At 32.5% G+C, this 26,288-nt stretch carries 27 protein-coding genes; 17 read left to right on the top strand and 10 right to left on the bottom strand.

The window, feature by feature from the left end; translation table 11 throughout:
- Positions 1-2: 2 nt before the first annotated feature.
- The 6 genes from SHI72_RS05835 to dnaK all read right to left on the bottom strand — a co-directional run bounded on the left by SHI72_RS05835 (position 3) and on the right by dnaK (position 6,654).
- The gene (locus tag SHI72_RS05835) at positions 3-1,418 is read right to left on the bottom strand and encodes a DUF1254 domain-containing protein (protein ID WP_039115291.1); all 1,416 of its coding nucleotides are present in this window, start codon (positions 1,416-1,418) and stop codon (positions 3-5) included.
- Positions 1,419-2,273: 855 nt separating this feature from the next.
- Positions 2,274-2,606 carry an IS6 family transposase gene (locus SHI72_RS23590; protein WP_416348467.1) on the bottom strand — a complete coding sequence of 111 codons (333 nt, stop codon included), beginning with the start codon at positions 2,604-2,606 and terminating at the stop codon, positions 2,274-2,276.
- Between the two features lie 294 nt (positions 2,607-2,900).
- Entirely contained in the window at positions 2,901-3,056 is a 156-nt protein-coding gene (locus tag SHI72_RS05830; RefSeq protein ID WP_165572135.1) for a hypothetical protein, read from the bottom strand.
- A gap of 6 nt (positions 3,057-3,062) precedes the next feature.
- Positions 3,063-3,629, bottom strand: coding sequence for a zeta toxin family protein (locus SHI72_RS05825; protein ID WP_323489339.1), 567 nt, complete (start codon positions 3,627-3,629; stop codon positions 3,063-3,065).
- Between the two features lie 100 nt (positions 3,630-3,729).
- Positions 3,730-4,395: an IS6 family transposase gene (locus tag SHI72_RS05820; protein ID WP_039112953.1), complete on the bottom strand. Its 666-nt coding sequence runs from the start codon at positions 4,393-4,395 to the stop codon at positions 3,730-3,732.
- 375 nt (positions 4,396-4,770) lie between these two features.
- Complete coding sequence (gene dnaK / locus SHI72_RS05815) at positions 4,771-6,654, bottom strand: molecular chaperone DnaK (RefSeq protein WP_039112954.1); 1,884 nt, start codon at positions 6,652-6,654, stop codon at positions 4,771-4,773.
- Between the two features lie 591 nt (positions 6,655-7,245).
- On the opposite strand from dnaK, the gene SHI72_RS05810 reads away from it, so the two are divergent.
- The 12 genes from SHI72_RS05810 (at position 7,246) to SHI72_RS05755 (ending at position 16,583) form a co-directional block, all read left to right on the top strand.
- Positions 7,246-7,983, top strand: coding sequence for an ATP-grasp domain-containing protein (locus SHI72_RS05810; RefSeq protein ID WP_323489338.1), 738 nt, complete (start codon positions 7,246-7,248; stop codon positions 7,981-7,983).
- Between the two features lie 49 nt (positions 7,984-8,032).
- Complete coding sequence (locus tag SHI72_RS05805; protein ID WP_323489337.1) at positions 8,033-8,656, top strand: hypothetical protein; 624 nt, start codon at positions 8,033-8,035, stop codon at positions 8,654-8,656.
- Positions 8,657-8,820: 164 nt separating this feature from the next.
- Positions 8,821-10,080: a Na+/H+ antiporter gene (locus SHI72_RS05800; protein WP_323489336.1), complete on the top strand. Its 1,260-nt coding sequence runs from the start codon at positions 8,821-8,823 to the stop codon at positions 10,078-10,080.
- A 128-nt stretch (positions 10,081-10,208) separates the two neighbouring features.
- Complete coding sequence (locus SHI72_RS05795) at positions 10,209-10,850, top strand: hypothetical protein (protein WP_323489335.1); 642 nt, start codon at positions 10,209-10,211, stop codon at positions 10,848-10,850.
- A gap of 26 nt (positions 10,851-10,876) precedes the next feature.
- Positions 10,877-11,287: a DUF5958 family protein gene (locus SHI72_RS05790; protein WP_323489334.1), complete on the top strand. Its 411-nt coding sequence runs from the start codon at positions 10,877-10,879 to the stop codon at positions 11,285-11,287.
- 24 nt (positions 11,288-11,311) lie between these two features.
- Complete coding sequence (locus SHI72_RS05785; RefSeq protein WP_323489333.1) at positions 11,312-12,025, top strand: hypothetical protein; 714 nt, start codon at positions 11,312-11,314, stop codon at positions 12,023-12,025.
- A gap of 56 nt (positions 12,026-12,081) precedes the next feature.
- On the top strand, positions 12,082-12,879 hold the full coding sequence (locus tag SHI72_RS05780) for a hypothetical protein (protein ID WP_323489332.1): 798 nt from the start codon (positions 12,082-12,084) through the stop codon (positions 12,877-12,879).
- Positions 12,880-13,032: 153 nt separating this feature from the next.
- Positions 13,033-13,635 carry a hypothetical protein gene (locus tag SHI72_RS05775; RefSeq protein WP_323489331.1) on the top strand — a complete coding sequence of 201 codons (603 nt, stop codon included), beginning with the start codon at positions 13,033-13,035 and terminating at the stop codon, positions 13,633-13,635.
- A 254-nt stretch (positions 13,636-13,889) separates the two neighbouring features.
- Positions 13,890-14,327, top strand: coding sequence for an acyl-CoA thioesterase (locus SHI72_RS05770; protein WP_039112961.1), 438 nt, complete (start codon positions 13,890-13,892; stop codon positions 14,325-14,327).
- 104 nt (positions 14,328-14,431) lie between these two features.
- Entirely contained in the window at positions 14,432-14,881 is a 450-nt protein-coding gene (locus SHI72_RS05765) for a nuclear transport factor 2 family protein (protein WP_323489330.1), read from the top strand.
- A 117-nt stretch (positions 14,882-14,998) separates the two neighbouring features.
- The gene (locus SHI72_RS05760; protein ID WP_323489329.1) at positions 14,999-15,388 is read left to right on the top strand and encodes a GxxExxY protein; all 390 of its coding nucleotides are present in this window, start codon (positions 14,999-15,001) and stop codon (positions 15,386-15,388) included.
- 352 nt (positions 15,389-15,740) lie between these two features.
- Positions 15,741-16,583, top strand: a complete 843-nt coding sequence (locus SHI72_RS05755; RefSeq protein WP_323489328.1) for a mechanosensitive ion channel family protein — start codon at positions 15,741-15,743, stop codon at positions 16,581-16,583.
- Between the two features lie 3 nt (positions 16,584-16,586).
- Here SHI72_RS05755 and SHI72_RS05750 read toward each other — a convergent pair whose 3' ends face one another.
- Positions 16,587-17,279, bottom strand: a complete 693-nt coding sequence (locus SHI72_RS05750) for a hypothetical protein (RefSeq protein WP_086893979.1) — start codon at positions 17,277-17,279, stop codon at positions 16,587-16,589.
- Positions 17,280-17,600: 321 nt separating this feature from the next.
- Here SHI72_RS05750 and SHI72_RS05745 point away from each other — a divergent pair, with 321 nt between their 5' ends.
- From SHI72_RS05745 to SHI72_RS05730, 4 genes are read left to right on the top strand one after another with little or no spacing between them, the layout of a single operon-like run.
- A complete protein-coding gene (locus SHI72_RS05745) occupies positions 17,601-17,990 on the top strand; it encodes a DUF1398 domain-containing protein (RefSeq protein WP_039112966.1) in 390 nt (129 codons plus the stop codon).
- 32 nt (positions 17,991-18,022) lie between these two features.
- Positions 18,023-18,883, top strand: coding sequence for a ThuA domain-containing protein (locus tag SHI72_RS05740; RefSeq protein WP_323489327.1), 861 nt, complete (start codon positions 18,023-18,025; stop codon positions 18,881-18,883).
- Positions 18,884-18,911: 28 nt separating this feature from the next.
- The gene (locus tag SHI72_RS05735) at positions 18,912-19,766 is read left to right on the top strand and encodes a sulfurtransferase (RefSeq protein ID WP_039112967.1); all 855 of its coding nucleotides are present in this window, start codon (positions 18,912-18,914) and stop codon (positions 19,764-19,766) included.
- An 18-nt stretch (positions 19,767-19,784) separates the two neighbouring features.
- Positions 19,785-21,026 (top strand): ATP-binding cassette domain-containing protein, encoded by a 1,242-nt coding sequence (locus SHI72_RS05730; RefSeq protein ID WP_240474715.1) that lies wholly within the window; start codon positions 19,785-19,787, stop codon positions 21,024-21,026.
- Between the two features lie 43 nt (positions 21,027-21,069).
- Here SHI72_RS05730 and SHI72_RS05725 read toward each other — a convergent pair whose 3' ends face one another.
- The gene (locus tag SHI72_RS05725) at positions 21,070-22,596 is read right to left on the bottom strand and encodes a SulP family inorganic anion transporter (protein WP_039112968.1); all 1,527 of its coding nucleotides are present in this window, start codon (positions 22,594-22,596) and stop codon (positions 21,070-21,072) included.
- A gap of 277 nt (positions 22,597-22,873) precedes the next feature.
- On the opposite strand from SHI72_RS05725, the gene SHI72_RS05720 reads away from it, so the two are divergent.
- Positions 22,874-24,079 (top strand): sodium:proton antiporter, encoded by a 1,206-nt coding sequence (locus SHI72_RS05720; protein ID WP_039112969.1) that lies wholly within the window; start codon positions 22,874-22,876, stop codon positions 24,077-24,079.
- Between the two features lie 363 nt (positions 24,080-24,442).
- Here SHI72_RS05720 and SHI72_RS05715 read toward each other — a convergent pair whose 3' ends face one another.
- Positions 24,443-25,489 (bottom strand): RluA family pseudouridine synthase, encoded by a 1,047-nt coding sequence (locus tag SHI72_RS05715; RefSeq protein ID WP_039112970.1) that lies wholly within the window; start codon positions 25,487-25,489, stop codon positions 24,443-24,445.
- On the bottom strand, positions 25,479-26,102 hold the full coding sequence (locus tag SHI72_RS05710; protein ID WP_039112971.1) for a PASTA domain-containing protein: 624 nt from the start codon (positions 26,100-26,102) through the stop codon (positions 25,479-25,481). Before SHI72_RS05710 ends, SHI72_RS05715 begins: the two co-directional genes overlap by 11 nt.
- Between the last annotated feature and the right edge of the window lie 186 nt (positions 26,103-26,288).

Raw genomic sequence — 26,288 nt, 5'->3', positions numbered from 1 at the left:
ACTTATTCTACTTTCTCAACTGCTGGCGGTGACCATTTACCGTTCAAAGCTGCTTCTTTGGGGCCATAAATTCTAGCCATTAAATAAAACTCTTCTGCTGGTGAAGGAAGCCAATTTGACTCTTTCGATTTGTCTGGTTTCTGATTTTGAATGTAGATTGTCAGTCCTCCATCTTTATCGTAATTTAGTCCTTCAGAAGTAGAACTGATAAGAAATCTTTTAATAGGATTTTTAATCAAATATCCTCCTGTGCCATCCGCACTTTTATCATACATGGTTATAGACCAAAAATATTTTGCAGGCGGAATCTCATCTTTAGAAAAATGAATTTTATACTTGCTTGTTTTTCCGTTCAATGTCTGTCCTTCTTTATCAATGTAAGCAACAGGATAAAAAGCTTCAATCTTATCATTTCCGTAGATTCCAACCATAACTGCTGCGGCACGCAGAAGTCTGTCTTTTTTATAAAATGCTCGGTCTCCAAAAGGATCCATCATATTCCAGCCATTTTTCTGCTCACTAATATGGGCTGCTTTTTCTTTAATAGCTGTAATTCCTTCCTCGACACCTTCATTAATAGCCTTTCTAATCTCCTCACTAAACTGCGAGGTATCCAAATCGGCTCCCGGCTTAATTCCTATTTTTTCAAATCTTGCTATCTCGTCTGCATCTTCTTTATTGAATGGTTTAACTAAGTTTAAATAGACATTTAAATACTTAATAAAATTTAAATCTTCAAAATCTTTTGGATTAACAGAAACCCATTTAATTTCAGGAGCTTTTGCTGGTGATGCAGTACCTAAAAATTTACTCATTGAAGTAACTTTATATTTATCCTGAATTTGAGTAACATTCGATAAATCTTTGCTACTAAATAATTGGGTTCTTCCAATTCCAATTGCAAGCTGACTCTCTACATGAAAAATCTTTTTAAACTTTCCATTTGGTATTTCTCCTTTATAATCTGGTCCGACAAATAAATAATCTCCTGCTTCTGTACCTGTAGTCCTGGTGCCTACGTAAGCAAAATTGTGGGTAAAGAGATCAATAAATTGGAAAACATAATATCTGCCTTTTACGGCAGGAACAGACAGAACAATGGGTTCTGTGCGTAAATCCATTGCAAATAAAGAATAAGGAGTGTCTGCATTCATTGAAACCACATCTTTTCGGGTATCATCTGCAGGTCGTCTGTCGTGTGTTATAATATTAAAATCACTTCGATAGGCAGGACTTTTTTTATCTACAGTTGAGTAGTACGTAGATCTATACCCCATCAGCATCGGATAACCATAAATGTATGCTTCTTTTGCAAGAGCTTTTGCTTCTTTAGGACTTAATTCATTTTGAGTAGAGCTTTCTTTTTTACAGCTTGTTAAAAATAGAAAAGTGATAAAAATTAAAAGTGATTTTTGCATAATTTGGAAATTTATTATTTAATTAATCGTTTAAAGAATCTATAATATATGTAACCAGATACAGGAAATATCAATTCAAAAAATAAAAAATATTCTAAATGCTTAAATTTAATTTTGTTGCTTAAATATTATAATCATTTTAAATTACAAGTCTAAAAAGATTCGTTTATTGAGGCAATAGTAAATTTAATACTAATTTTCCAATAAAAACAAAGTTTGAATCAGAAAATAAAATTGTTACTTTTAATTTAAAAACATGAAAATTAAACTATTACAATCTATCGTTTTTTCATGATCTTCAAATTATTATTATAAGCATTACTGCAATATCATAGATCATATAATTTTGGAGCTACTATATTCTTGCGACAAAAGTTAAGACTGTCTATTTTTAGTTTAAATAAATCATCATGTAACATTTTCTTGAAATAATTTGAGAAATAGTATATTTTTTTACATCAATCCCCAAGAGGACATCCAAACCAAAATATTGAAGACATGTAGAGACAGCTCCTACCTGTAGTAAGCCAATCTCTTCAAATCTTCCATAATTTTTATAGAAATTTATCCTGTTCCTCTACGGGACATCCAAACCGCCTATAAACCTAGATTTTAAAGGAATAAATAAGATTAATTAACATTAGTACATTTAAGCAGTCCAAAAGAAAAATACACCACAAAAAGTTTTAAAATGTTTAAGAAGAAATATGATGTGGAAAGGCACAAATATATTCTATCTGAAATAGTATGATTGAAATTAATTTCACTGTCGGATTTTAATCTTTGAGAACGAACGTTTGTTATATACTTTGATCGCTGCAGTATTAGAACCGCTTTTATCAATGTTTATTACTCTTATCTGCAGTTGTTACTAATTGCCTTAATTAGAAAAGACCGCGCGCTTATTCTCTGTCTTTTTCTGGTCAAAAGAAAGTGTACTGTATTGCCTAATTTATCTACTGCTCTATATAAATAACACCAAATACCATTTACTTTGATATAGGTCTCATCTAATCTCCAGCTCCCTCCCACGCTACCTTTTCTCTTCTTCATCGCTGACTCAAGCAAAGGTGTAAACTTATAAACCCAACGCTGAATCGTAGCATGATCCACAAGCACTCCTCTAATTTTCATTATTTCCTCAACATCACGATACCTAAGTGTAAATCTTAATTTGAAATATACTATCTAAAGGATTATGTATTTTGGATAACAATCCCCTTTAGTATTCATTTTTTGATAGGTTTAAAATTCTAAAGATAAAAGTTATTCCCAGATGCGACAGAACCGTTTGTTTAGGCTATTGGTTTAAATCCTTGATATTTATTAGAAATTCCTTACATGGAACCGTTTATTATAAAAGTATCGCAGATGAAGCACCGCATTACTGGCTCCGTCAGAAATTTCATCTTTACTTTTGTTTAAATATCTGCATAAAAAAAGCCCATAGAAATGGGCTTAAAATTTATTTTCAAAAAAAAATTACAATGTATTAGGTTTTATTCTGACTATTTTACCATCCTTCATTACTACTAAATCGCTGTTTGTTTTCTTTTTAAATTCAATTAGCTTTTCGTAAACTTTATCCATTCCTTCTAGAACTTTCTTCTGAGTCGATGTTGTTTTGTGATTTTCCATTTGTCGTTATTCTTTTAGTTTATCGAACTTAATTTTATTTAAAATTTCAATCGTATTACCTAATGTTTTTTGTGCTATTAATTCTGCCTTTGCATTAGTGTTATCAAATATCATTGCCTCATCAACTATTAGTAAATATATCTTAAATAAATTTATTAATCCATTGGCATATCGGCGTCTGATAACATCATTTTCAATATTATGACCACCTTCCTGGACTCTGGTTCTTACTCGTTCAATAGCCAGATTAACATCTTGAAGCCAAAAAAACAAAAGTATAACCTTATATCCTTTTTCCTGCGCCAGAATTATTTTTGATTTATAACTTTTTGTGGCTAATGTTGTCTCAAAAGCAAATACTTCATTGTTAGATAATAGCTCATTTATCCTATGTAACATTATTCTGCCAGCTTCAAAAGCAACTTTTTCTGGCTGAAAGGGTGATAGACCTTTCGCAATCTCATCTGCATTTACAAACTCCTTACAATTTAATATTTCTGGAAGTATTGTAAATGAAGCGGTTGTTTTACCTGCTCCATTACACCCTGCTATTATATAAAGATTTTTACTCATTTGAGCAAAGATAAGCAATTTCACATTTAATATAAATAGTTTATATTAGGTTCTGTCGCATCTATCAGAATCAAATATAAGAATTTAAGTGATTTAAAATTTAGCATGCCAGTTTACAGAATGATTTAAACATAGATTTCCCTGGTTTGACCATCTGATTCTTTCTAAGCATATGCACAACTTCAATTCCACTCAATGTTCGCCTAGCCGATTCAAAACTTTTAAAACCTAACCCGTTTTGTATTCGCCATTTTATAAATCGATGGTCCTGTTCTACAATATTGTTGAGATATTTACACTGCCGGATTTTAATCTTTGAGCATAAACGCTTGTTATAGACTTTGATAGGGGCAGTATTAGAACCACTTTTATCAATGTTTATTACTCTTGGCCTGTAGTTATCACTAATTGCTTTAATTAGAAATGACTGCGCACTCATTCTCTGTCTTTTTCTGGTCAAAAGAAAGTCTACTGTATTGCCTAATTTATCTACTGCTCTATATAAATAACACCAAATACCATTTACTTTGATATAGGTCTCATCTAATCTCCAGCTCCCTCCCACGCTACCTTTTCTCTTCTTCATCGCTGACTCAAGCAAAGGTGTAAACTTATAAACCCAGCGCTGAATCGTAGCATGATCCACAAGCACTCCTCTAATTTTCATTATTTCCTCAACATCACGGTAACTAAGTGTAAATCTTAGCTTGAAATATACTGCCTGAAGAATTATATATTTTGGATAACAATGACCTTTAGTATTCATCTTTTGATCGGTTTAAAATTCTAAAGATAAAAGTTATTCCCAGATGCGACAGAACCGTATCTTGAGTTTGTATGCTTTTTTACTGCATAAATGTGAGCAGTAAACAGAAGCCACAGTTTTAGGCAGAAATTCCTCCCCGCAGTTAAGACATTGTTTATTTATTCTTTTCATCGCCTTTATCCCCAATTTAAGTGCCATAAGTATACATAAGTGCCACATTATCGCCTTTTAAGTGCCGGTACAAATATGGTACAAATATATGGCGAAAAATGATTAAAAAACAGCAGAAACAAAAAAGAACAAAAAAGAAAAACCGCTATAAACATTTCGTTTACAGCGGCTTAACACTTTTTATTAACTGATGTTAATCAGTACTTATTTGACTTCTTCGAATTCAACGTCTTCAACATTGTCTCCTTGAGCTTGCTCTTGTTGTGGAGCAGCTTGTTGACCTTGTTCACCTTGAGCGTACATTGCTTCTGTAGCTGTTTTCCAAGCTGCATTAATGTTGTCAAGAGCAGTTTGAATAGCTGGAATGTCTTGAGATTGGTGAGCCATTCTCAATTCAGTTAAAGCGTACTCAACAGCAACTTTATGATCGTCAGCTAATTTGCTTCCTAACTCTTTTAATTGAGTTTCAGTTTGGAAAATCATGCTGTCAGCTTCGTTTAATTTCTCAGCTCTTTCTTTTGCTATTTTATCAGCGTCAGCGTTAGCTTCAGCATCTTTTTTCATTTTTTCGATTTCTTCAGCTGTTAAACCAGAAGAAGCTTCGATACGGATATCGTGAGATTTTCCAGTTCCTTTATCAGTTGCAGAAACTTTGATGATACCATTAGCATCGATATCAAAAGTAACCTCAATTTGAGGAACTCCTCTTGGTGCTGGTGGAATACCATCTAAATGGAAACGACCAATAGTTTTGTTATCAGCAGCCATCGCTCTTTCACCTTGCAATACGTGAATTTCAACAGATGGTTGAGAATCAGCAGCAGTAGAGAAAACTTGAGATTTTTTAGTTGGAATAGTAGTATTAGACTCAATTAATTTAGTCAATACACCACCCATAGTTTCGATACCTAAAGATAAAGGTGTAACGTCAAGTAACAATACATCTTTTACATCTCCAGATAAAACTCCACCTTGAATAGCTGCTCCAATTGCAACAACTTCATCAGGGTTAACACCTTTAGATGCTTTTTTACCAAAGAATTTTTCAACTTCGTCAGCGATTCTTGGCATACGAGTAGAACCTCCTACAAGAATAACTTCGTCGATATCAGCAGTAGTTAAACCTGCATCTTTTAATGCTTTAGCAACTGGCTCCATAGAACGTTTAACTAAAGAATCAGTTAATTTTTCGAACTGTGCTCTAGACAATTTTTTCACTAAGTGTTTTGGTCCAGAAGCCGTAGCAGTTACGTATGGCAAGTTGATTTCAGTTTCAGAAGAAGAAGACAATTCAATTTTTGCTTTCTCTGCAGCTTCTTTCAAACGCTGTAATGACATTGGGTCAAGACGTAAGTCAATACCTTCTTCAGCTTTAAATTCGTCAGCTAACCAGTCAATAATTTCGTGGTCAAAATCATCTCCACCTAAGTGAGTATCACCGTTTGTAGATAATACTTCAAATACACCGTCTCCTAATTCAAGAACAGAGATATCAAAAGTACCTCCACCTAAATCGTAAACAGCAATTTTTTGATCAGTTCCTTTTTTGTCTAATCCGTAAGCAAGTGCAGCAGCAGTTGGCTCATTGATTATACGCATAACTTTAAGACCAGCAATTTCTCCAGCTTCTTTCGTAGCTTGACGTTGCGCATCATTAAAGTAAGCAGGAACAGTAATAACTGCTTCAGTTACAGTTTGACCTAAATAGTCTTCAGCAGTTTTTTTCATTTTTTGAAGAGTCATTGCAGACAATTCTTGAGCAGTATATAAACGACCATCAATATCCACACGTGGAGTATTGTTGTCACCTTTTACTACTTTGTAAGATACTCTTTTTGCTTCGTTTGTAGTCTCAGCAAAAGTGTGTCCCATAAAACGTTTAATAGAAGCAATCGTTTTTGTAGGATTCGTTACCGCTTGTCTTTTTGCAGGATCACCCACTTTAATTTCTCCACCTTCAACAAAAGCGATGATAGATGGCGTTGTTCTTTTTCCTTCTGCGTTAGGAATAACAACTGCTTCGTTACCTTCCATTACAGAAACACAAGAGTTCGTAGTCCCTAAATCAATTCCGATTATTTTACCCATTTTTTTATATATTTAATTTTGATGTATACTTATTTTAACAACTCATGGTGCATAAGTCAATCTTTGTGCCAATACAAAAAAACCATATAAATTGTCAGTTTTCCATACTGGCATACCAAACATTATATGACAACATGACATTTTTTCCTACTGACATTTACGTCATAACCCAATATACAATGTCATTATCAGGAGCTATTCCTGCTGTATACTATATCTTTTTCTGTCTAAAAAAGCCAGAAAAAAGATGCCGTTTCCATCAGGGCTAGAACAACCATTATGCAATCCTATTTTTTATACTTTCTAAAAATATAAATTTACAAATCTTATATAAAATACTATATTTCAAAAAGTTATTAAAAACATAAATTTAAACATAAATATTCAAAATGCAATGAATTTTAAGGTCACAATAAAAAAACATAACCGATACGAAACTTAATCTTAACTTTATTATCAAAGAATTTGGTATAATCTAATCGTATAATGCTGTACATAATTCAAATAATTTTAAGGAAATAACTAGATTAGCACTATTTTTAAATTCTAGATTAAAACACTTTCCAAAACATTAACCGAGAAGAACATTCAATGAAAGCATACATTCAAACAGACAAATCTGGAAACTACTACAATGTAAACGCCTATGTTGCCAACGAAGGCTTTCAAGCTTTAGGCTGGGAAACAGAAAAATACTTTTCAATAGACGACATCACAGACAATAATCCTGAAAGTTTAGTTGTAGGCGGTATTGGAAATGTGAGAAAACAATTGGAAAAATTTGGAATACAGCGACCTTCTAATGAAATAGACTATCCTAAAGAATTAGAAAAATATTTAGGCAGGAAGGTTTGGGTTGCTACAATTGAAGAAATTTTTAAAGACGAACAAAATTGGAATGTTTTTATAAAACCAAAAAACGACACAAAAAAATTCGCAGGAAAAGTCGTTAAGGATTATAAAGACTTTATCGGAATCGTCGACAACGACAATCCAACACAAATTTGGTGTTCCGAAATAGTGAATTTTAAAACCGAATGGAGATGTTTTATAAGATATGGCGAAATTTTAGATATTAGGCAGTACAAAGGTGTTTGGGATTCTAAACTCGACTTATCTATAATTAAAAATGCTGTTAAAGATTTTAAAAGTTCTCCGGCTTCATACGCCTTAGACTTTGGTATAGATGAGAATGATACTATGAAATTAGTAGAAATAAATGATGGTCATTCATTAGGAACCTACGGAATAAGTGCAACAAATTATGCTAAGTTTTTATCTGCAAGATGGTCAGAATTGACAAAAACAAAAGATTATGCTCGCTTTTAGAAATACTATTGCCTATAAGTAGGTTCAGAATATTAACCCAAACTAAAAAATGAAACTAAAACTAACGTTACTCTTTTTGATTTTATCTATTTCGGCATTTGCACAGACCAATTTAGGGATTGGCTTAATTGCCATTAAATTTAATGACAAAACAGTTTTGCCCTTATATTCTTCAATCAATGATAAACAACCAATAAAAACAATTCGTTTTTTTAATGATGAAACGATTAATAGCTGGAATATTAAAGATCTTAAAAACCAGCAAAAATGGTTAAAACCAGAAATACTATGGCTAGATTATAACTTCTTTGTTTTCCGCTGCGAGAAACAAGAAAAAGACTGGTTTAAGATAATTGTAGACAATGAGTCTGGGAAATCACTCTGGATTAAGAAAAGTAAAAGTACCGAATTTAAAGATTGGGAAAAGTACCTTCAGGGTATGTTTAGAATTTCAAGAAAATCAAAAGCTGACAAGATTTATAAATTACCAAATATAAATTCCGGAACAATTAAATATTTAGGTGAAGAGTGTTTTCAGGTTAAATCGATGAAAGGCGATTGGATTGAGATTTTTACATCTGAATGTGATGAAGTAAAAAGCGAAATAAAATCAGGATGGATAAAATGGAAAAACGGAAATAATTTATTAATAGAATATTTTCCAACAAGTTAAGTTCGCCATAATAAAGACATACCCAATACGAAACTTAATCTTAACTTGATTATCAAAAAAAATTGGCATAATCTAATAGTATAATACCGTACAGGATTCAAATAAAACTAAGGAAACGACTAGATTAGCACCTTTCTTAAATAAAATAAAAAGAAGCTATAAAAATGGAAAATTACAGCATCATCATATTTATACTCGCAATAGTAATAGGACTTTCACTACTTGCAGAGCAAATAAAACTACCCTATCCTATTTTATTAGTTATTGTAGGTATTGCCATAGGATTCATTCCCGGAATTCCCGAAATAGAAATTAATCCCGAGATTATCTTCTTACTCTTCCTCCCACCATTACTATACGACGCCTCATTTAATATCTCACCAAAAGATTTTAAGACTAATCTTAATACAATAGGCACACTGGCAATACCCTTAGTTTTTCTTACCACGTTTTGGATAGCAGTAGTAGCCCGTTATATGATACCAGGAATGACATGGCCACTAGCATTTGTATTGGGCGCTATACTCTCTGCAACCGATGCAGTAGCCGCCATGAGTATCACCAAAGGATTAGGACTATCACACAAAACCATAACAATTCTTGAGGGCGAAAGCCTTATCAACGATGCTTCGGCATTAGTAGCCTATCGCTTTGCCGTTGCAGCAGCATTAGGATATTCATTTATAATATGGGAAGCAACATTACAATTTATACTATTATTAGGCGGCGGATTCCTAGTAGGTTTTACAATGGGAAAAATACTGGCATTTGTACTCAAGAGAGTACATAAAAACCCAATAGTCACCATTAGTTTTATGCTCTTAATGCCATTTGTTACCTATCTGGTTGCCGAACACCTGCATGTTTCAGGAGTTATCGCCGTAGTAATATTAGGACTCGCAATAGCACGTTTTAGTAACAAGATTTTCCCAGAAAGCCTAAAGAACCAATCCAAAGGATTGTGGGATATTATAATCTTCCTCCTAAACGGATTAATCTTTATCCTAATCGGGCTCAACTTTCCGTACATTCTAAAAAACATCGATAATGGGCTTATATTACCTTACATAGGTTATGCAGTAATAATAACAATCGTGGCATTATTGATACGAATGACAAGGATATTTCTCCAAAAACTAAACCTTCAAAAAGCATTTCAAAACAACGGCAAAAAAAGAAGAAAAGTTAGCGAGCATGCCCTACTCGATTCCAAAAATAGTTTCATAATAAGTTGGTCAGGAATGCGCGGTATCGTTTCACTAGCCATCGCAATGGGATTACCCAAAACTCTCGAAGACGGAAGTCCATTCCCACAACGAAGCGCCATAATATTTATATCAGTAGCCGTAGTATTATTAACCCTTATCGGGCAAGGACTTACATTACCGTGGGTAGTTAAAAAAGTAAATGCAAAAAAAGAATAATCATTTCTATTCATTAATCCTGCTACGCTATATTAGTGAATAGAAATTTTGCTACAGCCCATATATTTTAATTAATTTATATTAAGCATTTAAAACAGTAATAAACTACCTTAGCAATAAAATAATAAATGGTAAAACTTAACTATAAAAATTATCAAATTGAAGTCATAAACGACATCAATTACACGATAAACTCGGCTGATAATTTAAAAGTTTACGATAAAATTTTCTTTCAGGGAAAAAGCATCGAAGATAAATTTTACCCAACCAGCAAATGCGGAATTATTATCAAAGAACCTGGTAATAAAATTGCAAGTGCCATAATTTGCGAAAGTGGTGGTACAACTGCAATAACCGAAAAATCATTTATAATCGAAGATGACAAAATATGGATTTGCGTTACCAATAAAGTATATTGCTTAGAAATACCAAGCCTAGATTTAATATGGCGCAAAGAAATAGATTTTATAACCAATTTTTCTATTCATAAAGTCGAAGAAGATTTTATTATCCACGGAGAACTCGATATTAAAAGAATAACCAAAAGTGGAGAAACAATATGGAGTTTTGGAGGAAGAAATATTTGGGTAAACCCAGAAGGAAAAACAGAATTTAATATAGAAAATAATCAAATTCATTTATTCGACTTTGAATCTAATGAATACATTTTGGACTTTAACGGAGAAACTATTTTAGATAATCCAAAACCAAGTTCCGATAAAAAATGGTGGGATATCCTTAAAATAGCCCAAGAAATCAAGAAAAAATAGAACATATTCTTAAAAAAAAAATAAGTTTGCTTACAGTAAAAGACATAATGATTAATAAGTTTGCTCAAGAAAGAATCAATCTTGAGCAAATTTTGGATTGGTTTAATGATTTTGATACTCAAATTCAAAGAAAAATTATTAGATGGACAAGCCAGTGTTTAATACAATCTCATCCTAACGAAGAAACATTCAATAAAGCAATTCAATTAATACCTTTAAAACCAACAGCAACAGCTATTGTACTTTTAAAAACACATAAGAACCTAAAAGTTGCTTTGGATAAGATTGAATTACTTCCCGATTATGAAATAAAAAAAACTTTTATTATATTAATTTCGGTATTTAAAATCTCGGACACCGTAAGAAGAAATACATATTGCCAAGGTAATTGCTATCATGACTGGCATAATTTAGACAACCTCTTAAACTTTTCTTAGAATTAAAAAACATTGATAAAACCAATGAAAAATACTGCATTCCTCCTACTAGCTTCATTAATACTTTTGTCTTGCAATCACGCCACAAAAGAAAAAACAATTGATAAATTAGAGTCTAAAACTGACTCTATTCAAAAAGAAGAAATCAAATCGGATTCGATAGAGAAACATCAAACATTTAATGACTCCATTGATAGTTTAGACCAAGATTTAAAAGCATTTGTTCCAAAAGGATATAGCGTTATAAGCATCGAATCAGGAAATCTTAATTTTGACGAATATACCGATGCCATTTTGGTTCTTCGCAAAAGCAGCGAAGCATCAACATCTAACTTTGCCGAAAACAAACCTGATAAAAGACCTCTACTTATCCTACTAGGACAAAAAGACGGCACTTACAAACTAGCGTATCAAAATAATGATGCCGTGTATTGCATAGATTGTGGCGGACTTTTTGGAGATCCATTTACAGGAATAACAATAAAAAATGGTTATTTCTCTATAGAACATGGCGTTTCAGGAGGACATCATTGGGAAAATGTTACTACATTTAAATATAATAAAGTCAAAAACAATTGGTTTCTGTACAAAGACCATTATATAAACTACAAACTTAATGACGGTAATGATAAAAATGCCGAAGCCTTAGTTGTTGATTATGAGAAACTAAAAACAGTAAAAAACTTTGGAGAAGTTTCGTTTGAAAAATTCAATATCTATAATGATAAAGGATATTAAAAATAGTATTAAATTCGAATTATTAAAAGCCAAGTTTTATATTTAATTATTACCCAATGAAACAAACCCTATTAGTATTCTTAAGTTCAATACTCTTATTATCTTGCTCCGATAAGCAAAAAAAAGAAACAGAAGAAACAGAACAAGAAACCACAACCTCTACTACAGAAAACAGTACCACTAGCGGTAAAACTGCCGTTTTTAAATGGGATACCGAACTATGTGCCAATACAGGAACATATGACTCAGAAAAATACACCGAAGAAGAATTAAAGAACACCTACGATTTATGGTTTTCTAATTCAGGCGGCAGTTTAAGTACCAATTCAAGCCCGAGTTCTCAAGCCGAAATCGATAAACTAAGCCTTTCTGATTTAACCGCAGAATACAATGAGAAAAAAGCTTTTTATAACAAAAAAATGATTTCATCACCGTATTGGGAAAAAATAAAAGCGGAGAAGTTACATGAATTAAAGGACACATACGAGCTAACAAAAATAGCTATCGAGGCCTATTCCAATCCTTCAGTCTTACTTAACAACCGATTCTCTAAAAATTGTACAGAATATACAAAAGCATTAACTTCTAATGATTCCATTTTAATGCTGAAAACCTGGAATAATTTGGCTGAAAAGCAAAAAAAGAATAATGGTAGTCCAGAAGATTTTATGAGAAGACATCTGGAAAAATACAATTCTAAAGACAGAGTTCTAAATGCTAAAATAGAATTAATGACCTATGGCTGGTGGAATTGCGCTAATGCCGCAACATTCAAGATAAATGATGATGGTACTATGGCAAAAGAATTTGCCAAACTGTTTATAAAAGTAACTTCAGAGTGTGACGAACCATAAATAATTCGAGAACATTTTTACTATAAACCGTTGAGTATAACTCGCAAAAATGACATCTACAAATAGAAACATAGCTAAATATTTATGTTTCTATTTGTTTAAACTAATCTCAACCAACAGGTTATTACAATAAAACCATTCTACAAAAACACTATGAACAAAATAGTATTACTTCTTTTTATTTTCATTTCATCATCATTGATAGCTCAAAAAAGGAGTCAAAAAGATAACTTTGTTGTTCAAATAAAAAAAGTAAAAGGAGATTTAAACAAAGACAATCTAGCCGATTTAGTTGTTGTAACTCAAGATACCATAAACCCAAAAGCTCCTTATAAACTAAGCATATTCTTTGCTCAACCCTACGGTACTTTTAAGTTAATAGTTTCAACAATAAAAGCCATTGACCCACAATATCCAGAAGGCAAAAATGGATATTACAATGGGAATTCTTTTTATGATATAACTATCGAAAAAGGAATCTTAATTATTAAAAACGAACTAACAAGAGGCAATTTCGAACATAAATTTCGCTATCAGAATACTAATTTCGAATTAATCGGTTTTTCAGAAGTATATTCAGATGGACAAGGAACAATGGGAATGGTCGATTTTAATTTATCAACCGGAATACGAGTAAGCACAAGCGAGCGTTACGATGATAGCAATGAAAAACCCACCAAAAGCCAAAAGAAAATCCTAATACGACCATTGCCAAAATTACAGGATTTCAAACCATTTACTACCGAATTTTACTAAAAACAGAATACTACATTAATAAAATTAATTCGTAGAAATTCGTACAATTTGTGACAAAAAACTGTTTAGTATTAGCAATAAACAGCTCTTAAAATAATATCACAAAATCATTTTCCTTTAATTATACTTTAACTACCATAGCAATAGCTATTCAATTTTTATTCGTATTTTCGATTCTCAAAAAAATTGTATTTCCTCAAATAATCGATTGATTATTAGCAATACATCGAAAATAACTATAAAATAGAATTAAAATGGTTTCATTTAGCAAAGAATTGTCTTTCCGTTGGTCTGATCTAGACCCTAATTTTCACTTACGCCATAGTGCTTATTATGATTTTGGAGCACAACACCGTATCGAAATTTTAGAACAACTAGGCTTGACTTTAAAAGTAATGCAACAACAAAGCTTTGGTCCTGTGCTTTTTAGAGAAGAATGTATTTTTAGAAAAGAAATAAAACTTTCGGATAAAATATTCATCCATACCAAAACATCAAAGATGAAACCTGATGGATCACGCTGGTCAATTATACATGAATTTATCAATGAAGAAGGGAAACTTTGTGCAACCATTACTGTCGATGGTGCATGGATGGACACCAAACTAAGAAAACTAGCTTCTCCTACTCCATCAATCGCAATAGAAGCATTGAGCATCTTCCCAAAAAGTGAAGACTTTGTAGGGCTTTAAACGCCCTAATAATACCTCATCAATACGCATAGGTAAGTCCATATTTTGTGTGGAATTATTATAAGGTTCTTTGTAAAATAATAACAATTTAAAAAAACATAATTATGAAAAAAGTAATCATAGTTCTAATAACAATTGTATCATTAATATCATGTAACAACCAAAACCCACAAAATATGGATTCTAAAAACACCGAATTAGTCAAACAGTATTTTACCCATTTCAACAATCACGATTGGAAAAAAATGTCCGAAATGTATATTCCAACCGCCGAGTTTAAAGACCCGTCTTTAGGGCCTCGAATTGTAAAACAAACTCGTGCCGAGATAGAAAAAAAATACAGCGAGTTAAACCAGATTTTTCCAGACTTAAAAGATAAAGTGATACAAGTATATCCATCAGGAGAAAAATACGTAATTGTAGAATTTGTTTCTAGCGGAACAGCTGAAGATGATTCGACTTTCGAATTACCAATTTGTACCATCTTTACCATCGAAAACGGATTAATAACCAAGGATTTCTCGTACTTCGACAACTTCGAAGAACAAGAATAAAGATTGTCTAAAAAAGTAACGCGGATGATGCGGATTTGCTGAAGCAAAAACGCGGATAAAAACAGATTTTATATGAATATGATTGTTATATAAAACTTACATAATCTCTTTTTAAAAATGAAATTACTGCATCAACAGTTAACAGATTCCATAATTAAAACTTTTTATGAAGTTTATAATGAATTGGGATATGGCTTTTTGGAGAAAATTTATCAAAATTCTTTGTATTTAGAATTAAAAAACAAAGGATTTAAAGTTGAAGCTCAGAAGAAAATTAGTGTTTATTACAAAGGAATAGAAGTTGGAGAATATTATGCTGACTTAATTGTAGAAGATTTAATTATATTAGAACTAAAAGCTGCTGATTGTTTAGTAAAAGATTTTGAAAATCAAGTTCTAAATTATTTAAGAGGCACAAACTGCGAGGTAGGATTACTTTTAAACTTTGGAAAAAAACCTGAATTTAAAAGAAAAATTTTCGAAAATACCAGAAAAGCAAAACAATAAAATCCGTTTTATTCATCTTTTAACACGCATCAAAATAATAAATCCGTTTTTATCCGCGTCTTCGCTTTAGCGAATCCGTTTAATCCGCGTCCAAATACGCTATCAAACATAAAAAAGAAGGTGTTTTTCGAAATAATTATATCGATGCTGACGGAAAAAGCAAAGACGATGTTTATTATAGCATTATTAAAGAAGATTGGAGCGAATTAAAAGCTTTCAATTTCTCTGAATTTAATTAAATTTGTGTTTCCATTAGAAACATACAATAAAACTTTAACCATTCAGATATCAAGAAAATTAAGCTTTTACTACTTAATGACACTTAATACCTTAATGGTAAAAAAATCAACCAATGATAAACCTTTTAAAAGACTTTAGATTAATTGTTGCTATAGTAATAATACTGATTATAACAATCATATTGGCTACTATTATCGATAAGCTTTTTATCCGTTTTATTCGCCGCCGATTAGGTGTTAATGATTTTGATAGTACAGGATATAAATTCTTGAAACATTTAGTAATCACTATAGTTTATATTCTGGGGATTGCATTTGCATTAATACAAATTCCAGAATTTAAACTCATAGGACATTCATTACTCGCTGGTGCAGGAGTACTTTCGGTTATTGCAGGACTTGCTTCGCAACAAGCTTTAAGCAATATTATGAGCGGGATATTCTTAGTGATTTTTAAACCTTTCAAGATAAATGATAAAATAACAATCAATAATTTTAGCGGTGTAGTCGAAGATATTAATTTAAGACAAGTGGTTTTAAAAGACATGGAAAATAACCGTATTATTATTCCAAATTCCGTTATAAGTAATCAGATTATTCTAAACACAAATATGAATGATTCAAAATGCTGCAAAATAATCGAAATAGGAATAGGTTACGACTCAGATATTGATAAAGCCTTAGCCATAATGAAAGATGAAGTTGCTAAGCATCCTCTTTTTATAGATACACGAACTGCTGCAAACAAAAAGAATAATGCTCCATTAGTTGTAGCAAGAGTTGTGGCGCTTAACGATTCGAGCGTAAACTTAAAAGTTTGGGCTTGGGCCAAAGATGCGACCGATGGTTTTGTTATGTATTGCGATTTATTACACAGTATAAAAAATCGTTTTGATGCCGATAAAATAGAAATTCCATTCCCACAACAAGTTGTTACACTAAAAAAAGAACTCTAGTTATTACTGAAACTTCAGTCCGAAATTTACTTTATCAAAAGTTGTACTGCAAGAAAGAGCAAATCTCCCAATATTCAAAGTTCCAAAAATACCCTCAACTCCATGACCCGAGTAAAATCCACCTAAAGAAAAACGGTCAATCTGATATTTTAATGCAATATCATTAACCCGACTGCTCAATTGACCGAAGACTATTATTCTAGGAACAATTTCGTAGCTCGCAAATACTTTTGGAGCCATTTTTTGATAATAATCAAAACTTTCATCCGTTTCATAATCAACACTTGTAGAATGCAAATTTTCTAAACTTCCACCAATAAAAGTATTATTTTTTGGATGCCACGAAATATTAAGCCCAGTAAATGTTCCATCATAACCACTGCGCGATTCTACGTAACCAACACCAATTGTTGCTCTGAAATTCTCAAATATTTTACCAACATAGCCTATGTAAGTTCTGTCAATTTCTGATTTATCAATTCCAGCTCCAAGAATGATATCATCCGAACGCATTCCAAAAGCATATTGAAAATAGGTTGAATATTCGTTGTTATTCCCCGCAACAACGCTTCGCCCTTTATCAAGATCGATATTTGGCGATATTAAAGTCGAGTTTATAACTGCAAAATCAAATGTATTGACTTCTTGAGCAAATGTGGGTATAACAAATAAGAGTAAAAGTATAGTTATTTTCATAATTCCAGTTTTAGCTTACAACATTATATATCTAATTTACATATATTTTTCTTGTTAATAAAAGAAGTCCTATGAAGTGCATCATTATTCGTCAAAATGCAATATTTTTACAATTATATCTTACAAAATATTAACAATCAAACACATACTTACATATTCTCAAAACGGAGATATTCTTAAAGTAACAACTTAACCATAAATTATAAAACAATTATCTCTGCACATCTGTTATGCAATTTTTTGTTTTCATAAAAAGAAAACGTATTGCCATTAATCGTATTTTTGAAACAATAAATAATTCTAACATCAATACAAATTAATATGTTTACAATAGAGCAAATTAAAGAAGCACACTCAAAAGTGAAAACTGGAGCTGATTTTCCTAATTATATTCAAGATTTAATAATCTTAGGAGTAAAAGGATATGACACCAATGTAAATGATGGTACTGTAGAATATTATGGTGTAAACAATTATAGAGTTGCCACTGATGATAAATACGATGAAATTAAAGTAACATCAAATGTTAATAAAGAACGTTTTCTAGAATTCTTATTACAACACCAAGACGGACAAACAGATTATATAACATTTTGCAAACAAGCAGGAGAATGTGGAATTGCTAAATGGAGAGTAGATATTATCGAAATGACTTGTACGTACTACGATAAATCTGGAAATGAAATATTAATAGAAAAGATTCCTGATTAATTAAATAAAATCATCAATTCAAAATTTATTCAATGCAATTTTCAGGTCAAAAAATCTATTCGATTGCCCAAAAAAGTATGTTGTTATTACTTTTTATAACTGCTTTTTCAGGATTTTCTCAAAATAGTAAAAGCAATTCAAAATTTAAGGTAATTGCGTTTTATACTGCCAAAAATGACCAAGCACATATCAGTTTTGTGCATGAAGCCAATAAATGGTTTCCTAAGATGGCAGAGAAATATAATTTTGAATATGATTCAACCAATAATTGGGATAATCTAAATGCTAAGTTCTTAGCAAAATATCAGGTCGTTATATTCTTGGATACACGACCTGAAGAAACTAAGCAACGAGAAGCGTTTAAAAAGTATATGGATAATGGTGGCGCCTGGATTGGTTTTCACTTCGCTGCATTTGCCTTAAACGATTCTCAATACCCACAAAACTGGGATTGGTACCACAATCAATTTTTAGGATCTGGCGAATACGGAAGCAATACATGGAAACCTACATCGGCAATACTACGACTTGAAAGCAAATTTATTATAACCAAAGATGTTCCTCAAACATTTAAATCATCGCCAAACGAATGGTACAGATGGCAAAATGACCTTAGGGATAATCCTGATATCAATATACTCTTAGCAATAGATGATACTAGTTTTCCTTTAGGTACTGGACCAAAACCAAGCGAGATATGGCATAGTGGTTATTATCCCGTAGTTTGGACAAATAAGAAGTATAAAATGGTCTATTTTAATATGGGCCATAATGATATCGATTATGAGAATAACACCAATAAAACACTTTCGTACACATTCGAAAACGAACCACAAAGTCAGCTGGTTATAAACACGTTATTGTGGCTAAAAAGCAATACAGGAAAACTTTAATTTTTTTTAATTTTTAATTCATAAAAAAATGTCAGAACAAGTATCACCCATCATAAATACAGAAGATTTAATAGCTTTACAAAAATCAGATATTGTAATTGTTGATGCCAGAACAGGAATCAATGCCAAAGAAAACTATAAAGCATCTCATTTACAAAATGCTCGTTATGTTGATTTAAATCTCGATTTGGCAACTGTTCCTACTGATGCGGCAAATGGCGGCAGACATCCATTACCTTCATTATCAAAATTTTCCGAAGTGTTATCAAAACTCGGAATATCGCCATCAAGTCATATAATTATATATGATGATAAAAATAGTTCGAATGCTGCAGCACGTTTCTGGTGGATGCTTAGAGCAATTGGACACAAAAAAGTACAGGTTATAAATGGTGGCTTACAAGCAGCTGTAAAAGCAGGTTTTCCTGTAAGTTCTGGAATTGAAACTTTTGCCGAAGCAGCATTATATCCAATCTCTAACTGGGAATTATCTCAGGCAGATATTACCGAAATTGACAAAGCAAGCAAGAACCAAGATACCATAATCATTGATGTTCGGGATAAAGACCGTTTTGATGGCTTAACAGAACCTATCGATTTAATTGCAGGACATATTCCCGGAGCAACAAATGTTCCTTTTACGAGCAATTTAAACGAAGATGGTACTTATTTATCTCCAGAAGTTTTAAAAGCTAAATATCAAGATATAATAGGCAATACAAAACCTGAAAACGTAATTGTACATTGCGGTTCGGGCGTAACAGCATGTCATACGCTACTTGCAATAGATTATGCGGGGTTACCAATTCCTAAACTTTATGTTGGTTCCTGGAGCGAATGGTCAAGAAATAATCGCCCAATGATTACTGCCGAAACAAAATAGAATTCTTAAATTGCGCAAATGAACACTATAGAACATTGGGATATCCTTTTATCTAATACAGTTAATAAAAAAGCTTTTATTGAAACGGTACTTGACGGAAATGCCGAAGGAGAATTAGCGGCTTTTAATTCCCTAAACGGAATTCTATTTTCGGACATTGCAATTGATAAATTTATAGAAAAAGAATACCAATATGATCTGATTGAAGCTGCTGCAGAATCAAATAGAAAACTACGAACATTCTCCTCGGGCGAACGTAAAAAAGAGTTTTTAAACTATTGCGTAAAGCAAAATCCAGATTATATTATTTTTGATAATCCGCTAGACCATTTAGATCATGCCTCACGTATTACATTGGCGAATTCTCTGGAACAATTGGCGAAATCAGTTCGAATTATTCAATTGGTAAATCGTGCTGCCGATTTGTTTCCTTTTATACAGAATAAAGCTCAGATTACAGATAATTCTTTTGTTTTAAACGAAATAAAAACTACCGAAAATAGTTCAAATTCAGTAAAAGTCTCTATTCCTAAACCTGCAGAACCTACAGATTACGATGAAGAAGTATTGATACACATGAATGCCGTTTCTGTAAGTTACGACGAAAGAAAAATCGTTGATGCTATTACGTGGACAATTAAAAAGAATGAATTTTGGCAACTTATTGGACCTAACGGTTCTGGAAAAAGTACAATCCTATCCTTAATTTCTGGTGATAACCCAAAAGGTTACGGACAAGATTTATTCCTTTTTGGAAAGAAGAAAGGAAGCGGAGAAAGTGTTTGGGATATCAAGAAGAGAATTGGTTATTTTTCGACTTCCATGACTGATTTATTTCAGAAAAAACACAGCTTAGAACACATGATTCTATCTGGTTTTTTTGATTCAATTGGATTATATACGGAACCAACATCTTTACAAAGACAAATTGTATCGCAATGGCTTGATGTGATTAAAATGAGCCATTTAAAGAATAAAACATTTACACAACTTTCTATCGGACAGCAAAGAGTTGCATTAATCGTTAGAGCCGTATTAAAACATCCTCCATTAGTAATTTTAGACGAACCTGTAGAAGGTTTGGATGATGAAAATGTAGCTTTAGTAATTGAACTAGTTAATCTTTTGGTCAAAGAAACTAGTATGACAATCTTATACGTTTCTCATCGCATAGAACCAGGTCTAACACCTACATCTATATTCGAATTAATTCCATCAGAAACTGGGTCAATTGGAAATATCAAATCAAAATCCCTATAATTAAAAAGAGCCTGAAAATATTTTCAGGCTCTTTTTAATATTCTTAATCAGCAGTAACTTTATAAGTAGGATCTTCGAGAATATCTACAATAATATTAGCATTTTTAAGTAGCAATCGGCAATCGTCACTTAAATGATATAACCGAACCGTTTTATTGATTTTTGCATACCGTTCTGTAATTTTATTTACAGCATCAATGGCGCTCATATCTACTATTTTACTTTCTTTAAAATCGATTATTATTTCTTTCGGATCATCCTGAACATCAAATTTCTCCATAAACCCCATTGTAGAACCAAAAAAGAGCGGTCCAAATATCTCATAATGCTTTACTCCATTATCATCAATATATTTTCTGGCACGAATACGTTTGGCACTTTCCCAAGCAAAAACCAAAGCCGAAATAATAACGCCTATTAAAACTGCCAAAGCCAGATTATGCATAAAAACAGTAATCACCGCAACGATAATTCCAACAAAAATATCGTGTTTAGGCATTTTATTAATAATCCTGAAACTAGCCCACTCAAACGTTCCTATTGCAACCATAAACATAACGCCAACCAAAGCTGCCATAGGTAATTTTTCGATTACAGGTGCTCCAAACAAGATAATAACAAGAATAGTTAGTGATGCAATAATACCCGATAAACGAGCTCTGGAACCAGCCGAGATATTTACCAGCGTTTGAGCAATCATTGGGCAACCACCCATCCCAAAGAAAAATCCATTTACAATATTGGCACTTCCCTGAGCAATACATTCCCGATTTCCGTTTCCTTTAGTTCCTGTAAGTTCATCGACCAAGTTTAATGTTAGTAACCCCTCCGTTAACCCTACAGAAGCCATAATTAAAGAATACGGAAAAATTAATTGCAGCGTTTCGAGATTCCAATTAATATTAGGCAAATGAAAAGGAGGAAAACCACCACTTATTGAGGCGATATCGGCAACAGTTTTTGTCTGAATACCTAAACCAAGAACCAAACCAAAAACAACAATAATCGCTACTAACGAAGCCGGAATTGCTTTAGTAATTTTAGGAAACAAAATTACTATTGCTATTGTTAAAGCAACCAAACCTAACATAATAAACATAGGATTTCCCGATAACCAAACTAACTCGCCATTAACAACCGTTTTAAATTGCTTTAATTGCGACATAAAAATTACAATTGCCAAACCATTTACAAAACCAAACATTACAGGTTGAGGAACTAATCGAATAAATTTACCCCATTTAAACAAACCTACCAGAATTTGCAAAACACCAGCCAAAGCCACAGCAGCAAAAACATATTCTAAACCGTGCGATTTCATTAAAGCAATCAATACAATCACTGTTGCTCCTGCTCCACCCGATACCATACCTGGGCGACCACCAAAAACAGCCGTAATTAATCCCATGATAAATGCAGCATATAAACCAACCAAAGGCGGAAAACCGGCAAGAATGGCAAACGAAAGCGATTCGGGAATCATAGTCATAGCCACCGTAAAACCTGCTAGAATTTCGGTTTTATAATCTACTTTTTGTGTGAAATCAAATAAGTTAAAATATTGCTTCATTATTTAAATATAAATCTGAAAAGATGAGAACTAATAAAAAACAGTTTTTTCCTACTATTAATATTTCAACAATAGCAAAATAACTTTTTTATAAGCGCAACAAAAGTAACTATTTTACAGCGTATATCGTTACAAATCCAACTTTACAAATGAGATAAAAGTCATTATTTCTTTAACAAAATCTATGATTTATTAGCGATATTTGGTAAATTACATCAATATTCCCTTTCGTTCCGTATAATAACAATAGCTAAGAGTAATTAAAAAAGAATCAAAAATGACAATAATAATTACATTTTGTGTCTTATTGCTTATCGCCTACTTATTCGATTTAACCTCATCGAAAACAAGAATTCCATCCGTAATATTATTACTCCTTTTGGGCTGGACAGTAAGGCAAATAACTAAATTCCTTGATATCGAGCTTCCTAAATTCACCCATCTTCTTCCTATTTTAGGAACCATAGGACTTATATTAATTGTACTCGAGGGAGCACTAGAACTCGAACTTGACAAATCCAAGTTGCCATTAATAAAAAAATCAGCAATAGGTGCATTTCTTTCCTTTATAGCATTTGCCTTTGTACTGGCTTATTTATTCCATTATTATGGAGGATACCCGCTTCAAGCCTGCTTAATAAATGCAATACCATTTTGTGTAATTAGTAGTGCCATTGCAATTCCAAGTGTTCAAAATCTAAACCTGAGCCAACGAGAATTTGTAACTTACGAGAGTAGCTTATCGGATATCTTTGGCGTAGTATTTTTCAATTTCATATATTATAATACCACTTTTGGATTCTCAACTTTTAGCTACTTTTTTCTGCAGATTTTAATTATGATAGTAATCTCCTTTTTAGCAACCATGCTATTATCATTAATCCTTAATAGAATTGAACATCATATTAAGTTTGTGCCTATTATTTTATTAATGATTTTAATTTATGAAATTTCAAAAAAACACCATTTACCAGCACTACTTTTCATCTTGATATTTGGTCTCTCAATTAATAATTTTAATCAGTTAAAAAACTATAAATGGAGTGAACGCCTTCGCTCAGAATCACTAGCTAAAGAGGTCCAGAAATTTAAAGAACTCACCGCCGAAGGTGCTTTTATAGTAAGAGCATTATTTTTTCTGTTATTTGGCTATTCACTCAGAAGAGCCGAAATACTTAACCCAGACACTATCTTTTGGGCAATTGGAATTGTAATACTTATTTTTATAATTAGAACGATTCAATTACATCTATCTAAAGTTCCCTTATTACCCTTACTTTTCGTAGCACCACGCGGACTAATAACCATATTATTATTCATTGGTATAACTGTCGAAAATCAAATCGGTTTAGTAAACGAATCCCTTATTATTCAAGTAATCTTAATCTGTGCCTTCTTGATGATGTTTGGTGTAATGATAACTTCCAAAAAAGAAGAACCCAAAGTCGTGAAAGAAGAAAAGCTAGATTCTGGCTTACAATAAAGTTTTTCACCATTAAGAGATTAAGGCAAATTAAGAAAAAAAAATCAGCCCCAGATTTTTTTTTCTTTTTAATTTGATCTAACTCTTTGCGAAAGGAACGCGGATAATACGGATTCGCTAAGGCGAAAACACGGATAAACACGGATTTTCTCTCATTCCGAAGCTTCGGAATTTATGATTGTTTTAAAAAATCCGTTTTTATCCGCGTCTTTACTTTTTGTAAATCCGCATCATCCGCGTTCCTTTATAGACAATCTAACAGCAAATAAAAAGTAAAACCTTAATTAATCTTAATCTCTTAATGGTTCAAAATTTTATTCCAGATAAAGCATAAAAAAAGCCCCAAATTGGGGCTTTATATTTTTAACTTTCTTCTTCGTCAGTATTATGCGATTTCGAGTAATTGCGCCATTTATCGATACAATCAAGAAAATCCTGTGGAAGTTCAGTATCAAAACGCATCATTTCACCTGTTGTAGGATGAACGAAACCTAATGTTTTAGCATGCAAAGCTTGTCTTGGCAAAGCTTTAAAACAATTATCTATAAACTGTTTGTATTTTGTAAACGTAGTTCCCTTTAAAATCAAGTGACCACCATAACGCTCATCATTAAAAAGCGGATGACCAATATGTTTCATGTGCGCACGAATCTGGTGTGTTCTACCTGTTTCAAGCTGGCAAGAAATCAAAGTAACATAACCAAACCGTTCTAAAACTTTATAATGCGTTACAGCAGGTTTTCCTATTTCTGGATCAGCAAAAACAGCCATTTGCATTCTGTCTTTCAAGTGTCTTGCTAGATTCCCTTCGATAGTTCCTTGCTCCTCAACAACATTTCCCCAAACAAGAGCAATATATTCTCTTTCAGAAGTTTTAGCTTCAAATTGTTTGGCAAGATGCGTCATAGCAGCTTCTGTTTTGGCAATAACCAAAAGTCCTGAAGTATCCTTATCGATTCTATGAACCAATCCCGGACGCTCGCTACTATTCATTGGCAAATTATCAAAATGATGTGCCAAAGCATGAACAAGTGTTCCTGTATAATTACCATGTCCCGGATGCACAACCATTCCTGGCTCCTTATTGATCAACAATAAAGCGTCATCTTCGTAAACAATGTTTAACGGAATATCTTCTGGAATAATATGATTTTCATACGGAGGGTGTGATAACATCACCGTAACAACATCAAACGCTTTTACTTTGTAATTCGACTTTACAATAACGTCATTTACAAAGATATTACCCTCTGTTGCAGCATTCTGAATCTTATTTCTTGTAGCATTTTGTATTAAACCCATTAAGTATTTGTCGATTCTTAAAGGCGCTTGACCCTTAGGAACTTCAAATCTAAAATGCTCATATAACTCTTCTTCTAAATCTAAACTATCGGTATTATTATTGTTCATTTGCTGTTTTTTCGTCTCCTGGCACTGCTAGAGAATCTGCCGGTTGACTTTCATCTAAATAACTTGCTTTTCCATCGCCCAAAACCAAATCAATTTTTGATGATTTCAGTACGCGATCTCCCACTTTTAAGTTTCTTCCTTTTAAACGCATCTCCAAAACCATGTCTTTTCCAAGATTAGGAATATACGTAATTGTACCTTCTTCAAGACCTAAAGCCTTTAATGTTGGTATAGCCTCACGATATGTTTTCTCTATCAAATCCGGAATACGAACTGATGAAAAACCAGATGCATTTATCTTAATATAAATCTTTCTACCCACTTTTACCTTCGTTCCTGGCAAAGGATCTTGCTCAACAACGCTAAATTTCGGGAATCCACTTCTATAATCCACACTATCCAAAAGTACATAATCCAGATCCAGTCCGTCCAGTTTTGCCTCCACTTGCTCTTCGGTCAATTTTCTTAAATCTGGTACTTCGATTTCATGTCCGTGATCAGTTGTAAATGTTAACCAATGCATAAACAAATAACCTAAAACTGCAATAATTGCAACAGCAATTAGTATTTGCGTAAAAAATACTCGGCTAGTTAGATACTTACGTAAACTCATAAATTTATTTTTATTTGTGGCAAAGATAAAGATTTCGTTCCAAAAAAAATGATAATTTTGTTTAATACAAGAAAGCAGCTTTATAGTCGCTCTGAGCGGAGTGTAAGAGTGTTATTAGATCAGTAAATCATACATTTCCTCACCCAGAGCCAAGCCTAAGATTTAGGAGCTATTTCCCGCTATACG

The sequence above is a fragment of the Flavobacterium sp. PL02 genome, from assembly GCF_035013205.1.
GTDB lineage: Bacteria > Bacteroidota > Bacteroidia > Flavobacteriales > Flavobacteriaceae > Flavobacterium.
Note: the sequence above shows the minus strand (reverse complement) of the source record. Positions and strands in the feature narration are given on the sequence as shown.

Coding starts and splice junctions, on each gene's coding strand:
- SHI72_RS05835 (WP_039115291.1), bottom strand. CDS start 1,418: ATGCAAAAATCACTTTTAATTTTTATCACTTTTCTATTTTTAACAAGC.
- SHI72_RS05830 (WP_165572135.1), bottom strand. CDS start 3,056: ATGGAAAATCACAAAACAACATCGACTCAGAAGAAAGTTCTAGAAGGA.
- SHI72_RS05825 (WP_323489339.1), bottom strand. CDS start 3,629: ATGAGTAAAAATCTTTATATAATAGCAGGGTGTAATGGAGCAGGTAAA.
- SHI72_RS05820 (WP_039112953.1), bottom strand. CDS start 4,395: ATGAATACTAAAGGTCATTGTTATCCAAAATATATAATTCTTCAGGCA.
- dnaK (WP_039112954.1), bottom strand. CDS start 6,654: ATGGGTAAAATAATCGGAATTGATTTAGGGACTACGAACTCTTGTGTT.
- SHI72_RS05810 (WP_323489338.1), top strand. CDS start 7,246: ATGAAAGCATACATTCAAACAGACAAATCTGGAAACTACTACAATGTA.
- SHI72_RS05805 (WP_323489337.1), top strand. CDS start 8,033: ATGAAACTAAAACTAACGTTACTCTTTTTGATTTTATCTATTTCGGCA.
- SHI72_RS05800 (WP_323489336.1), top strand. CDS start 8,821: ATGGAAAATTACAGCATCATCATATTTATACTCGCAATAGTAATAGGA.
- SHI72_RS05795 (WP_323489335.1), top strand. CDS start 10,209: ATGGTAAAACTTAACTATAAAAATTATCAAATTGAAGTCATAAACGAC.
- SHI72_RS05785 (WP_323489333.1), top strand. CDS start 11,312: ATGAAAAATACTGCATTCCTCCTACTAGCTTCATTAATACTTTTGTCT.
- SHI72_RS05780 (WP_323489332.1), top strand. CDS start 12,082: ATGAAACAAACCCTATTAGTATTCTTAAGTTCAATACTCTTATTATCT.
- SHI72_RS05775 (WP_323489331.1), top strand. CDS start 13,033: ATGAACAAAATAGTATTACTTCTTTTTATTTTCATTTCATCATCATTG.
- SHI72_RS05770 (WP_039112961.1), top strand. CDS start 13,890: ATGGTTTCATTTAGCAAAGAATTGTCTTTCCGTTGGTCTGATCTAGAC.
- SHI72_RS05765 (WP_323489330.1), top strand. CDS start 14,432: ATGAAAAAAGTAATCATAGTTCTAATAACAATTGTATCATTAATATCA.
- SHI72_RS05760 (WP_323489329.1), top strand. CDS start 14,999: ATGAAATTACTGCATCAACAGTTAACAGATTCCATAATTAAAACTTTT.
- SHI72_RS05755 (WP_323489328.1), top strand. CDS start 15,741: ATGATAAACCTTTTAAAAGACTTTAGATTAATTGTTGCTATAGTAATA.
- SHI72_RS05750 (WP_086893979.1), bottom strand. CDS start 17,279: ATGAAAATAACTATACTTTTACTCTTATTTGTTATACCCACATTTGCT.
- SHI72_RS05745 (WP_039112966.1), top strand. CDS start 17,601: ATGTTTACAATAGAGCAAATTAAAGAAGCACACTCAAAAGTGAAAACT.
- SHI72_RS05740 (WP_323489327.1), top strand. CDS start 18,023: ATGCAATTTTCAGGTCAAAAAATCTATTCGATTGCCCAAAAAAGTATG.
- SHI72_RS05735 (WP_039112967.1), top strand. CDS start 18,912: ATGTCAGAACAAGTATCACCCATCATAAATACAGAAGATTTAATAGCT.
- SHI72_RS05730 (WP_240474715.1), top strand. CDS start 19,785: ATGAACACTATAGAACATTGGGATATCCTTTTATCTAATACAGTTAAT.
- SHI72_RS05725 (WP_039112968.1), bottom strand. CDS start 22,596: ATGAAGCAATATTTTAACTTATTTGATTTCACACAAAAAGTAGATTAT.
- SHI72_RS05720 (WP_039112969.1), top strand. CDS start 22,874: ATGACAATAATAATTACATTTTGTGTCTTATTGCTTATCGCCTACTTA.
- SHI72_RS05715 (WP_039112970.1), bottom strand. CDS start 25,489: ATGAACAATAATAATACCGATAGTTTAGATTTAGAAGAAGAGTTATAT.
- SHI72_RS05710 (WP_039112971.1), bottom strand. CDS start 26,102: ATGAGTTTACGTAAGTATCTAACTAGCCGAGTATTTTTTACGCAAATA.